Genomic DNA, 18,120 nt, shown 5'->3' with positions numbered 1-18,120 from the left:
GTAAACCGCTTTTTTCAAAATGTTGTTACTATTCACGGCTCTCCTTCCCGTAAATCTCTTTAGCTCCGGCTGGATATTCCCAGGATTTGGGATAATATTCCTGAAAGTCCCTGATTTCTGTAGTAATTCCTGATCTCAGGATCTTCAATTCTTTTCTCCCTCTTGATTGCTGAACTAAAATAACCCAAGAAGTAAGCAGCACCTGTATAATAGGGAGGTTTCAATGAGAGATAAAGCACGTTTACAAGAGCAATGAGAGGTCTTTTCCCAAGATAGTAAGCCATCCAGCCATTTTTGGTATATCCACTCCAGAGTCCATCTGCTGCGCTTGTTTTACGTTTCTGTATCTGAACGACATCAGCATATTGTATGAGCTGCCAGCCTCGCAGGAGAGCTTTTATATTGGAGATCGAATCTGGAGATGGTTCAACTTGGTAGCCGCCAGTCTCAAAAAAGCATTCTTTCCTCCAGATCCTTCCTGTCCCACGAGGAAGATTTTTGTTAGTCACTTCTAGAGAAAGCTTTCCGTCATTCTCATAATATATCCCACCGCTTGCAATCCCAATAGAACTATTCTTTTCAAACTCAGTCAGAAGCTTCTCAAAATAGCTCTCCTCCAGAACTGTATCAGCATCAAGAAGACCTATATACTCGAACTCAATATTATTTTCTCTACAGTATTCAAGCGCGTAGTCAAAGCCCTGTTTGCAGACATAGCTATAGTGAAAAGTAATGTCTCTTGGTCTGGGAGGCAATTTTATGCTACGGATCCAGGAGTGATTTGCCTGCAAGTCTTCGAGAATACGTGGTGTTCCATCGGTACTCCCGTCGTCGACTATAACCCATAACTCAGGTTTTAGTTTCTGTCCTATTACAGATTTCGAAACTTCGAGCAGGTTTTGCTCTTCATTCTTGGCGGGGGTAATCAGCAAATACTTTCCTTTTATATCAGACCCCATCTCTCCACCACCTGTAAATTTCTTCTCCGCTTGTAATCCAGGCTCTTTTTCCGTAGCAGTAATGAAGCACCTTCTCATACAGCCTTGCCCAATCTTTTCTAAATTCGCAACTGAAAACGAAATTATGCCATAGCAGGGTAATAACGCCATTGAGGCTTGCTGTAATATCAATAAGGTTCTTTGTACGCTCCCAGGCTTCCTCGAAAGATTTGCTAGTAGCAAAAAGCGCTACATCCATTATAACAAGTGGAATTTCGAGAATATCAATCTCTTTTCCTGTGTTAAGGTTATATGGATTAAAAGGATGACACATTCCGTTCCTGAAGCCAATTGAGTATCTATGCCCGAAAGTTGAATCATAACCGAAACCTGCGTCTGCAAGTATTTCCCAGGAATCGGGAGTTTTGAACCTGAGGTAATGATTACGAAAACCTATGACTTTTCTCCCCAGGGCAGCTTCAAGTCTCTCTTTTTCCTGTTTTATTTTTTCCAGACTGTTATACGAATAGTAACCTCCGTGAAGACCTATTTCCCATCCCCTATCTGAGATTTCTCCTAGATGATCCTCTATGTCCTCAATATCATACCTTAATCTTACTGGATCAGCTTCTGCAGTAATGAAATAAAAAGAGGACTTTGCTCCAAACTTGGCTTCAATATCCATTATCTTAGAAAAATTAAGGTAGGGGGAGTAGCCTGCTCCCCTCAATTTCCACATTAGCTGATCTACAGAACCCTTGAGATCCAGCCGTTTAAGACTGTAAACTGATGACAATAAGCTGTGTGAGAGAGGTGGATAAATATCATCCACATCATGAGTTAAACAGACGGCAAATGATTTGTTCTCAGGAAATTCGACCTGCATTCCATGCTTAATAAGATACCTGGATACCACTGGCTCAGAAGCATTTCGAAGATCTTCTTCGGAGAAAAGAAAACGCTGGTGTTCGTCCAGCTTTTTGGGAGAATATTCTTCTTTTCGAGTGAAAAGATCCCATATATCCTGGTTTTGCATCAGTAGTTCATGCATAGGACTCATCCGAGACCGAAGATAAAACAGATTCAGATTTGTTCTCAGGAACTTTTTCTATGAGCTGGACCATGAACTTGGTCACATCGATCTTGTCCTTGAGAAGAGCAGCCCTTTTCAATCTCCAGGTTTTCTTAAGCTCCCGATCCTTGAGAAGCTCTATACTTTTTGCTAGAGCTGATTCCGAATCACTGTAGTTGAAGAGTAAACCATACTTATTCTCGAGTTCGGAAAAGTTTCCCATAGTTCCCGCCAGAGTGGAAACATAGATCGAAGGCGTTCCCAGGATTGCACTTTCAACAGCCATAGTTGCTCCTTCACCAATATACAGAGTGGCATAATAGAGCAGGTGATGAATTTTCTCGGGAGAAACTCGGATTCTATATTTTTCAAACTCTTTTGCCAGCGGTCCTTCTGAGGTTATGAATACTTTTCCGAATTTTTTAATTTCCTTAACGAGTGATAATTTATTATTGATTCCATGCTGGCCGACATCATGGTGTGCACCCCATGAGACAAAGCGAAGGATTATGAAAGGTTCACCTTCTTCTACCCCCAGATCTTTCAGAATCTCAGGACGGGGAGTAAAATAAGATGGATGAAGGTAAGCCAGTTCGTGGTAACCATTGTACTTTATCTGTTTTTTTCCTTCGTCTTTTAGATAGCTTGAAGGAGTACAGATTATGTCACAGAAAGGATAGGTTAGTTTTTGAGCCAGTACTGCATGTTCGGTGTCGTTAAAAATTATAGATTTTTTCCTCTGTATCCTGGCTATTTGAGCTACAACTGGAGAAAGGACACCTATGAAGATATCAGGTTTAAATTGCTGGGTAATTTTAAAAGTTTTATACTCTCTTATGAACCATTCTTCAAGCAAATTTCCCTTCCCTGGCTTTACTTTGCTCAAAACCGTATGTGGGATCCCGTAGGCGTTCAAGAGCTCTATAACTACATCCTTATCTCGCGAAACTACCATTACTTGATGCCCTTTTTTCTCAAGACTCCATATAGCGTTTTTAAAAAAGTGGACATGGGCTGGATGCCCTATATCGACAAGAACCCTCAACTTTTCACTCCCCAATTGACATTTCCTATAATTACACTAAGACAGATGGACAGTCTATTTATGCCTTATTTAGAGAAAATAACAATTGAATCTTGTTTATCATCCAGCTTTTATCTCGAACCTTTCTGTCAGATAGACTTCCAATATCTTACTCTATCCGAACATAGAATCATTTTTATGGTTCATTAGCTCAAGCGTCCCCCTGCCTCAAACGTCCCCCTAGCTCAAACATCCCCTAATAGTGTCCTTATGAAACTCAAATTTTTACTTCAGATATAGTCGCCAACAAACAATATTACGACTAGAAGATAAATGACTCAAGAATAAATAAGTATGGAAACTAAGTTACTGAACTAACATAATTAAAAATTTTAGAAAATATGATTGCGCACTCTTCGGTTTTCAGAAATAAAAAATAAGCATTATCCATCCTCTAATATTTAGACAAGAAAATGAATTACAAAGGAATGAACGAAATGCTTATAATAAAGAAATTTATAATCTCAAAGAGGTTTACCTTGTAAAAATTATTTCCAGGCTTGCAAAAAGAAAACTGGCGATAAAACAGATAATCAAAGGATAAATTCCCATATCCATTGAATCTAAAGAAAATCTATCCTCTTCTTTGGAGACCAGTAGCATTTCTTTCATACCCAGAAGAGCAATTAGACCTACGACAGTTATCTGATAGTATTCAGGGATTCCAAAATCTGTCGAGAGGAAACAAATACCTAAATCCGGATGAGAGTTTCTCGCAGCAAATTCTGTACCCACATCAAATATTGAAAGCGTTATAAATCCCCCATAATCTCTGTAAAGCAATTGTCATAACACATATTAAATCCTAACTATACAGGATATAAGCATTAAACTATATGAATCTATTAAGACTGACGAGATGAGTTGTATAAATAAGAAAAATTGACTTTCTTCAGAAGGGATATAGAAGAGTGTTTATCAAAAAATAAATATGATTTGGAATTTATTACCCCTCCACTCAATAAAGAGGTTCAATTTATGAAAATTTCCGTTATAGGTTCAGGGTATGTGGGCTCAGTCACAGCCGCATGTTTTGCAGAACTCGGGCATGAAGTAATCTGTTTAGATATTGATAAGAGAAAAACGGATCTGATAAACGAAGGAATCCCCCCAATATATGAAGAAGGCTTAGGGGAGCTTTTACAAAAACATGCCGGAAAAAATCTTACAGCAACCACTGATTATGAATCTGCAATCAGGAAGACGGATATTTCTTTTATATGCGTAGGAACTCCCTCAGCAGAAGATGGAAGCATAGACCTTTCAATCGTCCGTGCGGCGACAACAAGCATAGGCACAGTCCTGGCAAAAAAAGAAGGATACCACGTAGTTGTTGTCAAAAGCACGGTGGTGCCTGAGACAACTGAGAAGTTTGTCATTCCCCTGCTTGAAGAATCTTCAGGGAAGATAGCTGGAAAAGACTTTGGAGTTGCAATGAATCCTGAGTTTCTCAGGGAAGGAAAAGCAGTCTACGACTTCATGAATCCAGACAAAATAGTCATTGGAGCAATTGATCAGAAATCCGGAGATCTTGTCTCGAAACTTTACGAAACCTTTAAATGCGGAATCATCCGCACAAATCCATCTACAGCAGAAATGATCAAATACGCAAATAATTCTCTTCTTGCAACTAAGATATCTTTTGCCAATGAGATTGGAAATATCTGTAAAAGATTAAAAATTAATACATATGAGGTTATGGAAGCCGTAGGTAAAGACTCCAGAATATCCCCGAAATTTTTGAACTCAGGTGCGGGATTTGGAGGATCCTGTTTCCCAAAAGATGTAAAGGCGCTTATAAGAAAGGCGAAAGAAATCGGATATTCTCCATTACTTTTGGAATCTGTAATTGAAGTAAATGAAAAACAGCCGATTCTAATGATCGAGATGCTTCAGAGGAAAATTGGAAGCCTTGAGGGAAAAAAGGTTGCAGTCCTTGGGCTTGCTTTTAAGAACGAAACAGATGATGTAAGGGAATCCAGAGCTATCCCTGTCATTGCCGAACTCCTCAGGCTTGGGGCAAAGGTTTCAGCTTATGATCCTATGGCAATTGAAAATATGAGACGGATCTTTCCGACAGTTGAATACTTTGGGAATGCTAGAGATGCTCTTCAGGGGGCTGATGCTTGCCTCGTAATGACAGAGTGGGATGAATTCAAACAACTTGACTCCGAATTTGAAGCCATGAAAGAAAAGATAGTAATTGACGGAAGAAAGGTAATTAATTCGAAAAAAGTAGATTATGAGGGCCTCTGCTGGTAAAAACTAGCAGACACCGTGTCCCCTTTTTTATTCAAAATTATTAGTTCAACTTTTCTGGTCTCTAGCTGCCTTATTTATGTGGATCTTATTTGTCAGAGGGGTCATCCACTGTTGTCAGAATATCTCTCAGATATTCAAGTACATCATCTCTAAGATTTTCGTTTTTAAGAGCAAAGTCAATTATCGATTTTACATACCCGAGCCTGTCGCCGGTGTCAAATCTTTTTCCTTTGAACCTGCAAGCGTAGATTGTCTGGGTGTTGTTCAGGAGCCGGATTCCATCGGTCAACTGAATTTCATCTCCCACGCCTGTTCCGGCTTCTTTTATGCAATCAAAAATTTCAGGGGTGAAAACGTAACGCCCTATGGCACCTATATTGGAAGGAGCATTCTCAGGTGACGGCTTCTCAACAATATCTTCCAGTACATAGAGAGAATCATTGAGAGGTTTCCCCTTTATAATCCCATAGCTGCTCAACTTTTCATAAGGAACTTCCTCGACTGCGAGTGTGGATCTTCCATATTTCTGAAAATTATCAATGAGCTGAGCCGTGCAGGGTTTGTCATTCACAATAATATCATCTCCTAGAAGCACGGCGAAAGGCTCATCTCCAATATGTTTTTCTGCTCTGAGGACTGCATCTCCAAGTCCATTGGGTTCTTTCTGTCGGATATAGTGAATATCCACAAGAGAGGAAACATCCCTTACAAGCTTTAGAAGTTCAGTATTTCGCTTTTTCGCAAGGTGCATCTCGAGTTCGGGGGAATCATCGAAATAGTCCTCAATTGCCCTTTTACCTCTGCCTGTAATAATGATAATATCTTCAATTCCCGATTCAATGGCTTCCTCTACAACATACTGGATTACAGGGGTGTCAATAATAGGAAGCATCTCTTTTGGCATTGATTTGGTGGCAGGCAGGAAACGGGTTCCAAGTCCGGCAGCTGGAATAAGCGCTTTTTTAATAGTCAATATAAAACCCTCCAATAAAATATCTGTGAAAAGGTTATCCTTACAGTTGGATTAAAGTACTTTTTCAGCCATAACATCTTTAATTTTTCCATCATCATTTGCCTAGATTCATGTAGAGAATAGGGTAAAAACGAACCATAATTATTTTAACACATTATAAAATATATGAAATGAAGATCATCTGGAGAACTTTTCATGCTTACAAAGAATAAAATACTTGTGACAGGAGGAGCCGGTTTTATAGGAAGTCACCTTGTAGACCGTTTAATTGAAAAAGGAAATAAGGTTACTGTTTTTGATAACATCAGTTCAGGGAAATTACAGTTTATAGAACACCATCTTGAAAATCCAGATTTTACTCTGATAAAAGGAGATCTTCTTGACCAGGAAGCTATAGAGGCCGCCTGTAGAGATATTGACATTGTTTGCCACGTGGCTGCAAATCCTGATGTCAGGCTAGGAGCCACGGATACTAGAGCTCACCTGGAACAGAATATTCTGGCAACCTACAATCTTCTGGAAGCTATGAGGAAAAACAGCGTTAAAGAAATTGCATTTACTTCTACCTCTACTGTGTATGGTGAAGCTAGTATTATGCCAACTCCGGAAGATTACGGTCCTCTTATTCCTATATCCCTTTATGGCGCCTCCAAATTAGCCTGTGAAGCCCTTATTACTTCATATTCTCACACCTTCGATATGCGGGCATGGATATTTCGTTTTGCAAATATTGTTGGTCCGCGCAGCACACATGGGATCACGATAGATTTCATAAAGAAGCTGGAGAAAAACCCCAATGTACTTGAAGTTCTGGGCGATGGCAAGCAGGAAAAATCCTACCTTCACGTATCGGAATGTGTCGATGCAATAATATTTTTAATAGAGAAAAGCAGAGAGAAGGTAAATATTTTCAATATCGGTTCCGAGGATACTATCAGTGCAACAGAGATAGGAAAAATTGTCATAGAAGAGATGGGGCTTTCTGATGTTAAATTTGTTTATACTGGAGGAAGCAGGGGCTGGAAAGGTGATGTGCCAAAGATGAGGCTAGGGATTGAAAAAATGAAGGCTTTGGGATGGAAGCCAGTCTATTCATCAGAGAGAAGTGTGAGGGAGACGGCAAGAGCATTACTTGGGGAGAGATTAATGCAATATCCCTGATGGCGTTTTTCCAAAATTGTTACTTTGCCGGCTATATAATAGTTAGTACCTGCACTTTTATGCCAGCATACTCTTTTGGGGTTTTATTGTGATCTGCGGGTACAGAAGGTATAAAATTTTTTAAAATTTGAGTGTTCAGAGTAAGTGTGTCCAGAGCAGGGAAAAATCCCGAAAACCTTGAGAATAAAGGTTTTAGTGCTTGACTTCTTTCTCGACTCTGAATAAATACCTTCGTATTAAAGAAAGTTCGTAGTCACTGAATCCACCCACCAGAAGCATAGCAACCAGATAGATGAGCACACCCATGCATGTAATCTCGAAAAGTTCAAGGATGCTTGAGATAGTAAAATGAGATACAAAGAGGTACATAGCTACTGAGGACAGAATGCTTTTCGCGATATCATTAAAATAAAAATCAAATTTAAAGTGTTTTAAGGATAAATGCATGCAAAGCACAGCCATTAAAAAGTAAGAAAATAAAGTTGATAGTGAAGCTCCGGCAATTCCGATAGATGGTATCAGCAGAATGTTGATCAATACATTTGAAATCGCCGCAACAATATTGATGTAAGTTGCGATTTTTGTTCGCTTTATAAGATACATTGTATTGACAAATATCTGAAAGACTCCTGCCATAAGCCCGGAGAAGGCAATAATAGGAATTACAAACCAGCCTGAAAGAAAATCCTCAGTGGTAAGGATTCCAAGCAACGGTTTTGCAAGGGCTGCGAGTCCGAAAACTGCAGGAATAGAAATAAGAAGGAAGTATCTCAGAGAATGAGACATATAAATTCTTATTTCATCCATTTTATTTTCGTCAAACAGCTTTGACAGTTCGGGAAAGAGAATGAGCTGAAGAGGGCTTACAAAAAGCTGTATCAGGTTGCCGATAGAACAGGCTGCCGAATATACGCCCACACTTCTAAGCCCGAGAAAGTAAGTAACCAGGTATCTGTCGCTTGATTCTGTAATCCATCTTATAAGTGCAGTGGGAGTTAATGGTAAGGAAAATTGCAGATACTCTTTTATGTAAGTAAACCTGGGAATGACGAAGCCTATCTGTGATATTATAATCAAAAAAGAAATTAAAAAAATAGACCCCTGTACAAGTAAGGTCGCTGCTATTACACCAAGAAGTCCGTATCCCAATTTGAGGAGAATGAGAATAAAAAGTAATTTTCCAAATGTTTCGAAGAGGGTAAAGTAAGAAAACTTCTGGATCTGCCTGAAAACTCTGAAATAAAAAAGAGATATAGACTCAATTACGCCCACGAGAATCAGAAATGAGCCCGCCTGAATAAAATAAGCCGCGTTGGGGTCATTAAATCCAAAAGTCGCAAGAGGTTTCGCAAAAGTATAAAGTAAAAGTGAGGCAAGTAGCCCAGATACAGTTACAAAAAAGAGAATCGAGTATACTGCTTCCCTTATCTTTTTGGTATCAGTTTCAGAGGATAGAAATCTGACAAAACCCATAGATAGACCCATAAGTGCAAGGGGGGAGATAAGTGATACAGTGATATTGATTTGAGCCCAGAGTCCGTAATAATACGTTCCAAGGGTTTTCGTGATTATAGGAAGCAGGAAGAAAGTGCCCAGGCTTGTAAGTATTTGGACTATTCCGATAAAGCCAACGTCTTTTGCAAACTTTTGATATGACACCATATCACCTTAAAAAAACTCCGTTTTTAGTAATTTCGATCTAAGAAAGTTATGAAAATAGCCACTTTTGTTCATACAAAGTACCTTTAAATTTTGAATTTTAAAGTCTTGGATATATTATATATATTCAGTGTTAAGTTTGAATTTAATTACTTATATTCAGTGTTAAGTTTGAATTTAATTACTTATATTCAGTGTTAAGTTTGAGTTCACTTGCTTGTATTCAGTGTTAAGTTCGGGTTTATTTCGGCGGGATTCTTCAACAAAAATCAGGTTCTAATTAACTTCATAAGGAGATTTCTACAATAGATAAAAGCCTTTGTGTTTAAATATTTTTAGTAAAAATTCAATACGAATCTGAACATAACTTCTTGAAAAATAGATAAATCTAGGTTTTACCTGCAGAACTTCTCTACAGAACCTTCTACTCAGGGTTCGATAGTAAAGTCAAGTGGCTTCTGTAACATTCGCAACTTCCAGAACAAAACTTAACAATAGAGTAAAGATTGGAAAGTAAATAAAATATCCGCAGACATATTACAACTCAGTTGATAGCTGTATCCAGCTAATAAATTAGTGAGCTTAGCCTTTGATACTCCTAAAAGCTAAGATGTTTTGCTTAAAATACTTCTTCTTACCGGAGATTCTTGAGAACTCCATATTTCTCACACAGCACAGGGAGATATTCCAAAACATCCGGTACTCAGAGCTCTGAGAACAGAGCTCTGTTCTCAGCCCGGAAGCAATGGAAGTCTCATTTTAGGGTAATAACCTTAGCTATATACCAAATTCAATCTTGGCACCTGGTTTTCATTTCCGCAGTCACTGCTATAGAAGGCAATATAGTTGTTTCTCTCACTACGGGCTTTTATCAGGAAACCCGTGTTTGCATATTTGCCGCTGACATACTCTTTCACGAGATCTGTTACATCCAGCTCATAGTATCTGTTATCAGGCAAGGTACTGCCTTTAAAAGTGATCGTTGCATAAGGGGTGTTACCCTGCAAGACTCCATTTTTGTCGTACCAATCCCCTCCTGCATTATTCCATGCAATTCCTTTGTCTCGTTTGTTCCAGCTAACATAACTTTCATTCCAGGAAGAAGCAGGTCTGTAGACCTCAATTACTGTGTCTTCAGATCTTGTGCTTCCTTCAGGATAATACCAGAAAAGAGAGAGGGTTGCTCTATCAATGTCTGCACCAGTATACTCGCTAAGATTAAAAGATATTAACCCTCTGTATCTGCCAGTACCCAATCCTCCGACATCAATAAAGGGCGTATCATGGAAAACAGCTTCAGAGGAGGCTTCACGAAGGCGGTTATCCTTTGCTCCAGTGATAGTTACATTTACAGGTACTTTCTTTGTTATACTGAGTTTTGGTATCTGGTTTTTATTTCCGCAGTCACTGCTATAGAAAGCAATATAGTTATTGCTTTCACTACGGGCTTTTATCAGGAAGCCCGTGTTTGCATATTTGCCACTGATATACTCTTTCACTAGATCTGTCACATCCAGTTCGTAGTACCTGTTATCAGGCAGGGTACTGCCTTTAAAAGTGATCGTTGCATATGGGGTATTACCCTGCAAGACTCCATTTTTGTCGTACCAATCTCCTCCTGCATTATTCCATGCAATTCCTTTATCCCGTTTGTTCCAGCTAACATAATTTGCATTCCAGGAAGAAGCAGGTCTGTAGACTTCAATTACTGTGTCTTCAGGTCTTGTGATTCCTTCAGGATAATACCAGAAAAGAGAGAGGGTTGCCCTATTAATGTCTGCACCAGTATACTCGCTAAGATTAAAAGATATTAAACCTCTGTATCTGTCAGTACCTAATCCTCCTACATCAATAAAGGACGTATCATGGAGAACAGTTTCAGGAGAATTTTCACGCAAACGATTGTCAGATACTGTTAGAATTACAGATTCCTGAGATGCAGGGTTCTCATGATTATCGCCAGGACCAGTTCCTGAGAGAGATGCATAGATTGTGTTTCCGTATCTTCCAATATTGATCCTATCTCCATTATCTTCAGGCTCGTTAGTGTAATCAGAGAGAGGGTAACCGGCATCAATGCACGGAGAAGTCACTGTGTCTTTTACCCATCTTTCTCCGTTCCAGCGACCTGCTTTTGACTTCAGGTGATAATCATGGTTTTTCAGGTCTGCAAAAAGAGGGTCTGCATAGATATCAGATTTCGATGCACAGTTTTTATAGTTGCCTGCTTTATTATTGTAAAGACAGTTATTTTCCAGCACAAAAGTATGTGTTCCGGACAGATAATTAATAACTCCATATCCTGTTCCGCTCGGCTCTTTTGTACGTGACAGGGTATTTACAATAATATTATTGCGGACAATTGTTGTATATCCATCACCTGCTGGTGCATAGGTTGAGGAGCCACCAGTCATATCCATATGGGCGATTGCCGAGTGATATACGCTGTCAAAAACGTTGTTTTCTATGAGAGTATCTTCAAATCCATTAGTTATAATGCCCCCTACCCAGGTAATGCTAGGATTAGTGCCAGTGCTATAGAAGATGTTATGGTGGATATGAACATTTCTACCCTGCTCACGGGTAGCCGAAGAGGTATCGTAGCTGAAAAGCCAGATTCCGGGCCCGTATGTGTTATGGATTGTATTGTTGTAAATCTCAATATCATCCATAATGCCTGCCGATTTCTCGATCTGGATTCCAGGTCCTCCTGCACTCCAGTGATAAAAAGAGTTTATTAGATTGTCATGGAGCTTTACATGGTTTGAGTTCCAGATTCTAAGGGCACTGTTAGTTCTGCAGGTTATTGCATTATTCCAGGCTTCCACATTCTGGCATTCAATTGCAAACATGCCGTCGTGTCCAAGTCTGTCGATAGTGTTATTGTAAAACCGAATATTTTCACTGTATTTTATCCTCAGCCCGTCTCCATGCCCATCATGCATATGCATATCGCATACAGTTACGTTTTTGCAGTAAAGGAAATACATTATATTGTAGTACCCTTTACCCTTATCAACCTTAAGATTTCCATCATGGTTTACATCAACCTCAAACCCTCTTATTACAATGTTATTATTTCCATAACTGTTCATTTGCTGGATTAATGGTTTCATTGATTTCCAGCCTGCATTATTTGCCAGTTTTATCACAGCAGTCGAATCCCCTTGGAGAATAGTATTGCTGCCAATTAAAAGAGTATCGTCAATAACGTACGTAAAAGGTCCTTTGAGATGGACAGTTGTATATTTAGGATTACTTGCCACAAATTTTAGAGCCTGATTTATCTGAACATGATCATCTTTTCCATCACAGTTGAAATCCCCACTCCCATTTCCGGAAACATAAACAATTGGTGGGGCGCTTCTGCATGAAGCAACCGGTGCGTTTGCAAAGATAAGGCAAATCACCAGGAGAAAAATCCCTAATCTTTTTATCAACATTTCTATCACCCACGCCAAGTATAAAAATTAAATTAGGATTTTGTTTAAGTCAAAGTTAGACAGGGAAGTATCCCGATGTCTTTAAAATTTAAGACTGTCTACTCAATTTTTTGTCAAAATATTTAGCATGTTTTTCCTGAATTTTTTATAAATTATCAGATGGTATCCACTACCCGGGATTCAGGCTATAGAAGATTTCTGGAGAAATATTCATATCATAAGTCATTGAATCTAATTGGATTCAACAACAGATGGCTTGAAATAAATCTCCTTTTTTTTTCAGGCTAATCCCCAAATTCACACTGATCCCCCGAAAACAATGTGAATAAATTGTATATAAGCCTCTAACTAAATTTCTATAGTTATCACTATAATTAGATCATTGTATTATAAAAGTATGTATGTTATGTCCTGAATTTTTATGAAGTTCGCATGAACGTAGAAGATCATAATAAAGTAAAGGTTATGCATCTGCCTGTGAGATAGAAATTATCTCAGGAATAAGGTCAGAATACATTATAGCAAAATAAGATCAGACTATATCTTCACATATTTCTAGAATCTTTCCTGCAACTCCGTCCCAGCTGTGATTCTTAACAACGTATTTACGACCCTTTTTTCCCATCTCAGCCCTGGCTTTTTCATCGGAAAGTAATCTTACTACAGCATTAGCAAGTTCCTCTGGATCCTCGGGAGTTACTGAAATCCCGCCGCCTGATGACTCAATCAGATCGTGAACTCCCGGAATACTGCTTGCCACAATCGGCTTTCCACAAGCAAGATATTCATATGTTTTCAAGGCTGAAAGCCCTATTCTCGAGTTTCTTTCCTTGATGAAAGGGGCAACGCAGACATCGGCAGCGTTTATGTAAAAAGGAACCTGCTCGTAGGGCACTCTTCCGGTAAAAGTGAACTTATCCGAAACTCCTAGTTCGGAAGTTATTTCAATCAGTTTATCCTTCATAACTCCATCCCCGATAATAAGGAAACGAGCATCCGGACATTTTTCAAGAATTAAAGGAGATGCCTGAATCAAAAACTCAACACCTTGCCAGGCTGCAAGGTGCCCGACAAAACATACATATTTTTTTGATTCATCGAGCTGCAGTTTTTTCCTTGTCTGTCTCGAGTCCATAGGCTTGAATACATCAGTATTTGCCCCATTGTTGATAATATGGATCTTACTCTCCGGAACCGAGTATAATCTCACAAGTTCATCCTTTAGCTTATCCGTGACAGAAACAATTCTGTCGCAGTGCTTGTAGTTGAACTTCTCAGAACAAAGTGCTAGATAAGAGAAGACCCTGTATGCAAAAGACTGCGAATTCGGGTTGACTTTTAACTCATCGAGAACCAGCCCATTAACTTCCACAATTGAGGGGATCTTCAAGATTTTACATAGCATTATGGGAAAGAACGGAAAAGAATTCTGTCGAAGGTAAAGCACATCAGGTCTGTTTTTTATGCACGAGTACAGAAGATAGAAGGAAAGCATGAGCTCGTAAGAAGGCTGTACAAGATATTTATTATCTATTACAGGCACATATTTTGCTCCGGCAAGGGAACGATTTACACTTTTCTGTCCGGGAGCAAAGAGGACTATATCAGTATATTTTTTCAAATTCCTAAGAAGCTCAAGAATATGGACATTCGAACCTGATTTAGCATTGAAGGAGCCGTAGTAAACCAGAAAAATATTATTTACTTTTTTAAACATAATTGTAGCCGGTTACCAGAATAGCAAAAGTAGTTAATTAGTTTTATCCCATAATTTTTCTTATTATTTTCTTAATTTCCAGAACAGGGGTTCAGTATTAGACCCGGAATATGGATTCAATGCATTTTGGAGAGAAGTATTTTATAGGATTAACTCTCTCCTCTGTCTGTTTTGAGGCATTCGAATCGAAAAAGAGTAAAAGATTATGAAAGTATTGGAAGTATGTCAGGAATTTCCTAACAGGTATTACCCTCAACTTGGGACATTCATAAAACAGAGTATAGACTCAATTGCAAATCAGGGCGTAGATGTTACAGTTATTTCTCCAAAACCTTTCGTCCTTCCTTTTTCCTCATTTCCATATCATAACTTTTTTAAACTGCCCCGGATTGAGCATACTGAAAAATATGACCTTCACTATCCACGTTATATATATGCTGTACCCAAGAAATATTTCTATCCCATTACAGGGATTTCATACTCTCTCTTTGTTTCCAAATATGCTGTTAAAAACATAAAGCCAATACCAGCCCTTATCCACGCACACTTTTCATATCCTGATGGGTATGGGATGATGAAGCTTGCAAAGAGATGGAATATCCCTCTTGTAATAAGTGCGCTCGGTACAATAGAAAGAAAGGTTGCCTATGAAGGATCCTACACCTCAAAACAGATTATAGAGGCAATGAGTTTTGCAGACAGAATTCTTTCTGTCAGCGAGGATCTCAAGCTTCACATAGTTAATCTGGGAATAGACAAGAATAAAGTTCATGTTGTCCCAAATGGTGTTGATATTGGCAAGTTCAAACCTGCAGGAAAAGCACATGCAAGGAGTATATTAAACCTGCCGCAAGACAAAAATATTGTTCTATTTGTCGGAGCCCTTCGGAAAATAAAAGGCGTGGACTACCTCATTGAGGCTGCACACAGCTTTGTGGACAAAGATACCTATCTTTTTATGGTAGGCAGGGACGACGGCCTGAAAAAAAATCTGGAAAAAAGGGCATATGAGCTCAAAATTGCGAATTATATTAAATTTACTGGTCCCGTAAATCATGAAGATATTCCGCTCTGGATCTCAGCTTCGGATATTCTTGTATTGCCTTCTCTTTCTGAGGGTAGACCAAACGTAATACTTGAAGCTCTTGCCTGTGAGGTTCCAGTTGTAGCGACAGACGTAGGTGGAATTCCTGAACTCATGGTCGACGGGGAAACAGGCTATCTCGTGCCTCCAAAAAGTCCTGACGAGTTATCCAGAAAAATTAATAAATTGCTTGACGATAAAAATCGAAGAGAGAAAATGGGCAAGTTCGGGCGTAAATGCATAATCCAGAGGGGGCTGACCTGGGAAGCACATGCTAAAACAACTGTAGACATATACCAGGAACTTCTAACAAAATCCTAAAATTGATGTCTAGGCATTTCCACTTACTTTCAAGACATCTCCATTTACTTTCCTAGACATTTCCACTTACTTTCGAGGCATTCCACTTACTTTTTAATTCCTAATCCAGTCACACTGCAGATCTGGATATATACAGACAGAGACAAAAATTCATAAAAACTTTTACTCCTGTACAGATGCCTGCTATACCACTTTATCCATATAAGTTGACAGGCTCGAAGTAAAAAATTGTTTTTAAAAATAAATCTCAGGGATTGCCTAATCCCTTATGCGGAATGAAAATATCTGTAGATGAGCTCGAATAAATCTTACTAAGACCTGCAAGGTTGCTTTGCAGCTCAAGCTGGTTTTCGGGCAATCCCTGATAGAAATAGTTGGCAGTGTCTCTGAGTGTACTTTCCTCACTACCAAAATATAACCCACTCCTCAAAAATTCTTTGGTTCGGAGGACTATATAACCTCTATATTGTGAGAGTTTGTTTACATCACCGATTCTGTAATTATCGTATGACGAGATATTCATTTCTGCTGATGTTGCAGGAATCAGTGGCAAATAGAAGAATCTTGAAGAATAATAATCGGTATAGATTGAGGAATCGATAGGAACATACTTGAAAATATGTTCAAAACCGCTCAACTCTTCAGAAGTAAAGTATTCGTGTCTTGCTCCCTGACCAAGAAAGTCCGAGTCCCCAATACTGAAGACCGAAGAAACAAGAACGAAAGTAGAGAACAATAAAACCACTAGCGCAGCGGAGTTGACTTTTCTGGGGGCGTATTTAGACATATAATTCCAGAATATGTACAAGCCGTACCCCATTACAAAAGCCATAAATGGGCTGACGAAAAGCATAAATCGATCGAGTCTGAAAAGGACTTTAAACTGCCAGATCGTGTTGAGAGGATTGGGCACATAAAATATCAGAGTTAGCAGAGCAAACAATCCCAGCACGGAAGCATAATTGTTCCTGTAATTTTTCAGAAGAAAACTTATTCCTATCAAAGCAAAAAATAAAAATATCGATTTATCCAGAAGCCCTACTAAATTAATCAAACTTTCCTGGAGTACCTCAGCGCCTCCTGCAGTTAAGACTATTGAATCCAAAAACTGGCTCTGCAAACGAGGGGCAAGGCTCCTCTGTACAAATATGTATGCTATAAAGAACCAGTATGAAGTGAAAATAACGTTAAGCAATATAAAGAAAGGCTTGCTGATATAGCTCCCGTTCCCTATAATATATTCCGATGCAAGAAGAAGAATCAGCAATAAGACAAGTTGAGGAAGGGATACATTATGTACCAGAGTTAAAAAAACCGCAACAATCACTGAGAGAGTTTTTAAGGAAAGTTTATCTTTTTTGAAATTGACACTATAAACCAGGTACAATAATACAATGAACATTATAAATGCCATTGTACGGGTGATCACATTTACGCCATAATAGAGCACAACCGAACTCACTGAGAACAGCACACATGAGAGTAGCGAGATCTGCCTGTTGTTTGTTATGTAATTAAAAAGATAGTAGAGAAAAATTATGGTTACTGCATAGATAGGGGCGGTCACCAAAAAAAGTGAGTATTTTGTGCTTATATTCAGGAGTTGAGAGGCTTCTGCAATAAGCACATGATAAAGAGGGAAGTAGGCGTAATCACTTAAAGAAGTAGGAATCGTGCGCCCGGACATTGCAGTAACTTCTGAAAGAAAGATGTGCGGCAGGATATCTGTAGTACCGAAGTAGAAATCGTAATTTAATGTAACACTATAAATCAGGTTAATCGCAATTAGAAATGTCTCTGCCAGAATAAGAGATGGATTTATCTCTTTAGAGAAAATTTGCAGGAATACCGACAGGTAGAGCCCTAAAATAAAGATGAAATAGTATGGTGGTCTACTTCCCTGAGACAGCAGAAGTACAACAAGGGAACTGATATAAAATATCCCAAACAGGTATGTAAGGTACTTTGTGCTCAGTGACGGATAGAAGTCTATGTCATGTAAGCTTACATCTTTCTTGTAAATGAATAGTATGAAAAGGCAGGAAAGTATTGCAGGTATTCCTGTAAATAGCCCGCGAAGCGCATAAGCGAGTTTTCCGGCTGCAAACATCCATAAGAACGTGAATATTACTGCGAAAATTATAGCTAGCGGGAACAGAATGGAAATTAACCTCATTAGACGAGCATTATCCAATTTGAATCCCGCTTCTTTGCTTAATCCAAACATACTATCTCCATGATCTTAAATAATCATAATTTTACAAATCGAATAAATTACTAATCAAACTTCTGTGTTTGAGAATCGGTAAGAGCACATCAGGGCTGCATTGATTAAGAAGATTTTGCCCTGAAAACCTTCCCATATATATTCAAATATTTCGGCTGGTTTTTAGATCAAATATATTC

Annotated in this window: 12 protein-coding genes; 3 read left to right on the top strand and 9 right to left on the bottom strand. The window is 38.8% G+C overall.

The features are described from left to right. Positions 1 to 59: 59 nt before the first annotated feature. The 4 genes from MSTHT_RS08960 to MSTHT_RS08945 form a co-directional block, all read right to left on the bottom strand. On the bottom strand, positions 60 to 959 hold the full coding sequence (locus tag MSTHT_RS08960; RefSeq protein WP_048167478.1) for a glycosyltransferase: 900 nt from the start codon (positions 957 to 959) through the stop codon (positions 60 to 62). After that, the gene (locus tag MSTHT_RS08955) at positions 949 to 1,998 is read right to left on the bottom strand and encodes a polysaccharide deacetylase family protein (protein ID WP_082086821.1); all 1,050 of its coding nucleotides are present in this window, start codon (positions 1,996 to 1,998) and stop codon (positions 949 to 951) included. The genes MSTHT_RS08960 and MSTHT_RS08955 overlap by 11 nt, the downstream gene beginning before the upstream one ends. Further along, the gene (locus MSTHT_RS08950; RefSeq protein WP_048167476.1) at positions 1,982 to 3,055 is read right to left on the bottom strand and encodes a DUF354 domain-containing protein; all 1,074 of its coding nucleotides are present in this window, start codon (positions 3,053 to 3,055) and stop codon (positions 1,982 to 1,984) included. The genes MSTHT_RS08955 and MSTHT_RS08950 overlap by 17 nt, the downstream gene beginning before the upstream one ends. Before the next feature lie 513 nt (positions 3,056 to 3,568). After that, positions 3,569 to 3,877: a hypothetical protein gene (locus tag MSTHT_RS08945; protein ID WP_231588049.1), complete on the bottom strand. Its 309-nt coding sequence runs from the start codon at positions 3,875 to 3,877 to the stop codon at positions 3,569 to 3,571. 195 nt (positions 3,878 to 4,072) lie between these two features. Here MSTHT_RS08945 and MSTHT_RS08940 point away from each other — a divergent pair, with 195 nt between their 5' ends. Further along, a complete protein-coding gene (locus MSTHT_RS08940) occupies positions 4,073 to 5,356 on the top strand; it encodes a UDP-glucose dehydrogenase family protein (protein WP_048167475.1) in 1,284 nt (427 codons plus the stop codon). Between the two features lie 85 nt (positions 5,357 to 5,441). Here MSTHT_RS08940 and galU read toward each other — a convergent pair whose 3' ends face one another. Beyond that, positions 5,442 to 6,329 carry a UTP--glucose-1-phosphate uridylyltransferase GalU gene (gene galU / locus MSTHT_RS08935; RefSeq protein WP_048167474.1) on the bottom strand — a complete coding sequence of 296 codons (888 nt, stop codon included), beginning with the start codon at positions 6,327 to 6,329 and terminating at the stop codon, positions 5,442 to 5,444. 195 nt (positions 6,330 to 6,524) lie between these two features. Between galU and MSTHT_RS08930 the strand changes: the two genes are divergently transcribed. Beyond that, positions 6,525 to 7,490, top strand: a complete 966-nt coding sequence (locus tag MSTHT_RS08930; RefSeq protein WP_048167473.1) for an NAD-dependent epimerase/dehydratase family protein — start codon at positions 6,525 to 6,527, stop codon at positions 7,488 to 7,490. 192 nt (positions 7,491 to 7,682) lie between these two features. Here MSTHT_RS08930 and MSTHT_RS08925 read toward each other — a convergent pair whose 3' ends face one another. From MSTHT_RS08925 to MSTHT_RS08915, 3 genes are all read right to left on the bottom strand, one after another. Next, positions 7,683 to 9,152 carry a flippase gene (locus MSTHT_RS08925; protein ID WP_048167472.1) on the bottom strand — a complete coding sequence of 490 codons (1,470 nt, stop codon included), beginning with the start codon at positions 9,150 to 9,152 and terminating at the stop codon, positions 7,683 to 7,685. 770 nt (positions 9,153 to 9,922) lie between these two features. Next, positions 9,923 to 12,592: a disaggregatase related repeat-containing protein gene (locus MSTHT_RS08920; RefSeq protein ID WP_048167471.1), complete on the bottom strand. Its 2,670-nt coding sequence runs from the start codon at positions 12,590 to 12,592 to the stop codon at positions 9,923 to 9,925. Between the two features lie 532 nt (positions 12,593 to 13,124). Next, the gene (locus tag MSTHT_RS08915) at positions 13,125 to 14,309 is read right to left on the bottom strand and encodes a glycosyltransferase family 4 protein (RefSeq protein ID WP_048167470.1); all 1,185 of its coding nucleotides are present in this window, start codon (positions 14,307 to 14,309) and stop codon (positions 13,125 to 13,127) included. Positions 14,310 to 14,514: 205 nt separating this feature from the next. Here MSTHT_RS08915 and MSTHT_RS08910 point away from each other — a divergent pair, with 205 nt between their 5' ends. Continuing rightward, a complete protein-coding gene (locus MSTHT_RS08910) occupies positions 14,515 to 15,714 on the top strand; it encodes a glycosyltransferase (protein ID WP_048167469.1) in 1,200 nt (399 codons plus the stop codon). A 247-nt stretch (positions 15,715 to 15,961) separates the two neighbouring features. On the opposite strand, the gene MSTHT_RS08905 is transcribed toward MSTHT_RS08910, so the two are convergent. After that, positions 15,962 to 17,941 (bottom strand): hypothetical protein, encoded by a 1,980-nt coding sequence (locus tag MSTHT_RS08905; RefSeq protein ID WP_048167468.1) that lies wholly within the window; start codon positions 17,939 to 17,941, stop codon positions 15,962 to 15,964. Positions 17,942 to 18,120 lie beyond the last annotated feature (179 nt).

It is taken from the genome of Methanosarcina thermophila TM-1 (assembly GCF_000969885.1).
In the GTDB taxonomy this organism is placed as follows: domain Archaea; phylum Halobacteriota; class Methanosarcinia; order Methanosarcinales; family Methanosarcinaceae; genus Methanosarcina; species Methanosarcina thermophila.
Note: the sequence above shows the minus strand (reverse complement) of the source record. Positions and strands in the feature narration are given on the sequence as shown.

Bases quoted from the DNA above. Each gene is read 5' to 3' on its own strand.
- MSTHT_RS08960 (WP_048167478.1), bottom strand. From the start codon at position 959: ATGGGGTCTGATATAAAAGGAAAGTATTTGCTGATTACCCCCGCCAAG.
- MSTHT_RS08955 (WP_082086821.1), bottom strand. From the start codon at position 1,998: ATGAGTCCTATGCATGAACTACTGATGCAAAACCAGGATATATGGGAT.
- MSTHT_RS08940 (WP_048167475.1), top strand. From the start codon at position 4,073: ATGAAAATTTCCGTTATAGGTTCAGGGTATGTGGGCTCAGTCACAGCC.
- MSTHT_RS08930 (WP_048167473.1), top strand. From the start codon at position 6,525: ATGCTTACAAAGAATAAAATACTTGTGACAGGAGGAGCCGGTTTTATA.
- MSTHT_RS08925 (WP_048167472.1), bottom strand. From the start codon at position 9,152: ATGGTGTCATATCAAAAGTTTGCAAAAGACGTTGGCTTTATCGGAATA.
- MSTHT_RS08920 (WP_048167471.1), bottom strand. From the start codon at position 12,592: ATGTTGATAAAAAGATTAGGGATTTTTCTCCTGGTGATTTGCCTTATC.
- MSTHT_RS08915 (WP_048167470.1), bottom strand. From the start codon at position 14,309: ATGTTTAAAAAAGTAAATAATATTTTTCTGGTTTACTACGGCTCCTTC.
- MSTHT_RS08910 (WP_048167469.1), top strand. From the start codon at position 14,515: ATGAAAGTATTGGAAGTATGTCAGGAATTTCCTAACAGGTATTACCCT.
- MSTHT_RS08905 (WP_048167468.1), bottom strand. From the start codon at position 17,941: ATGTTTGGATTAAGCAAAGAAGCGGGATTCAAATTGGATAATGCTCGT.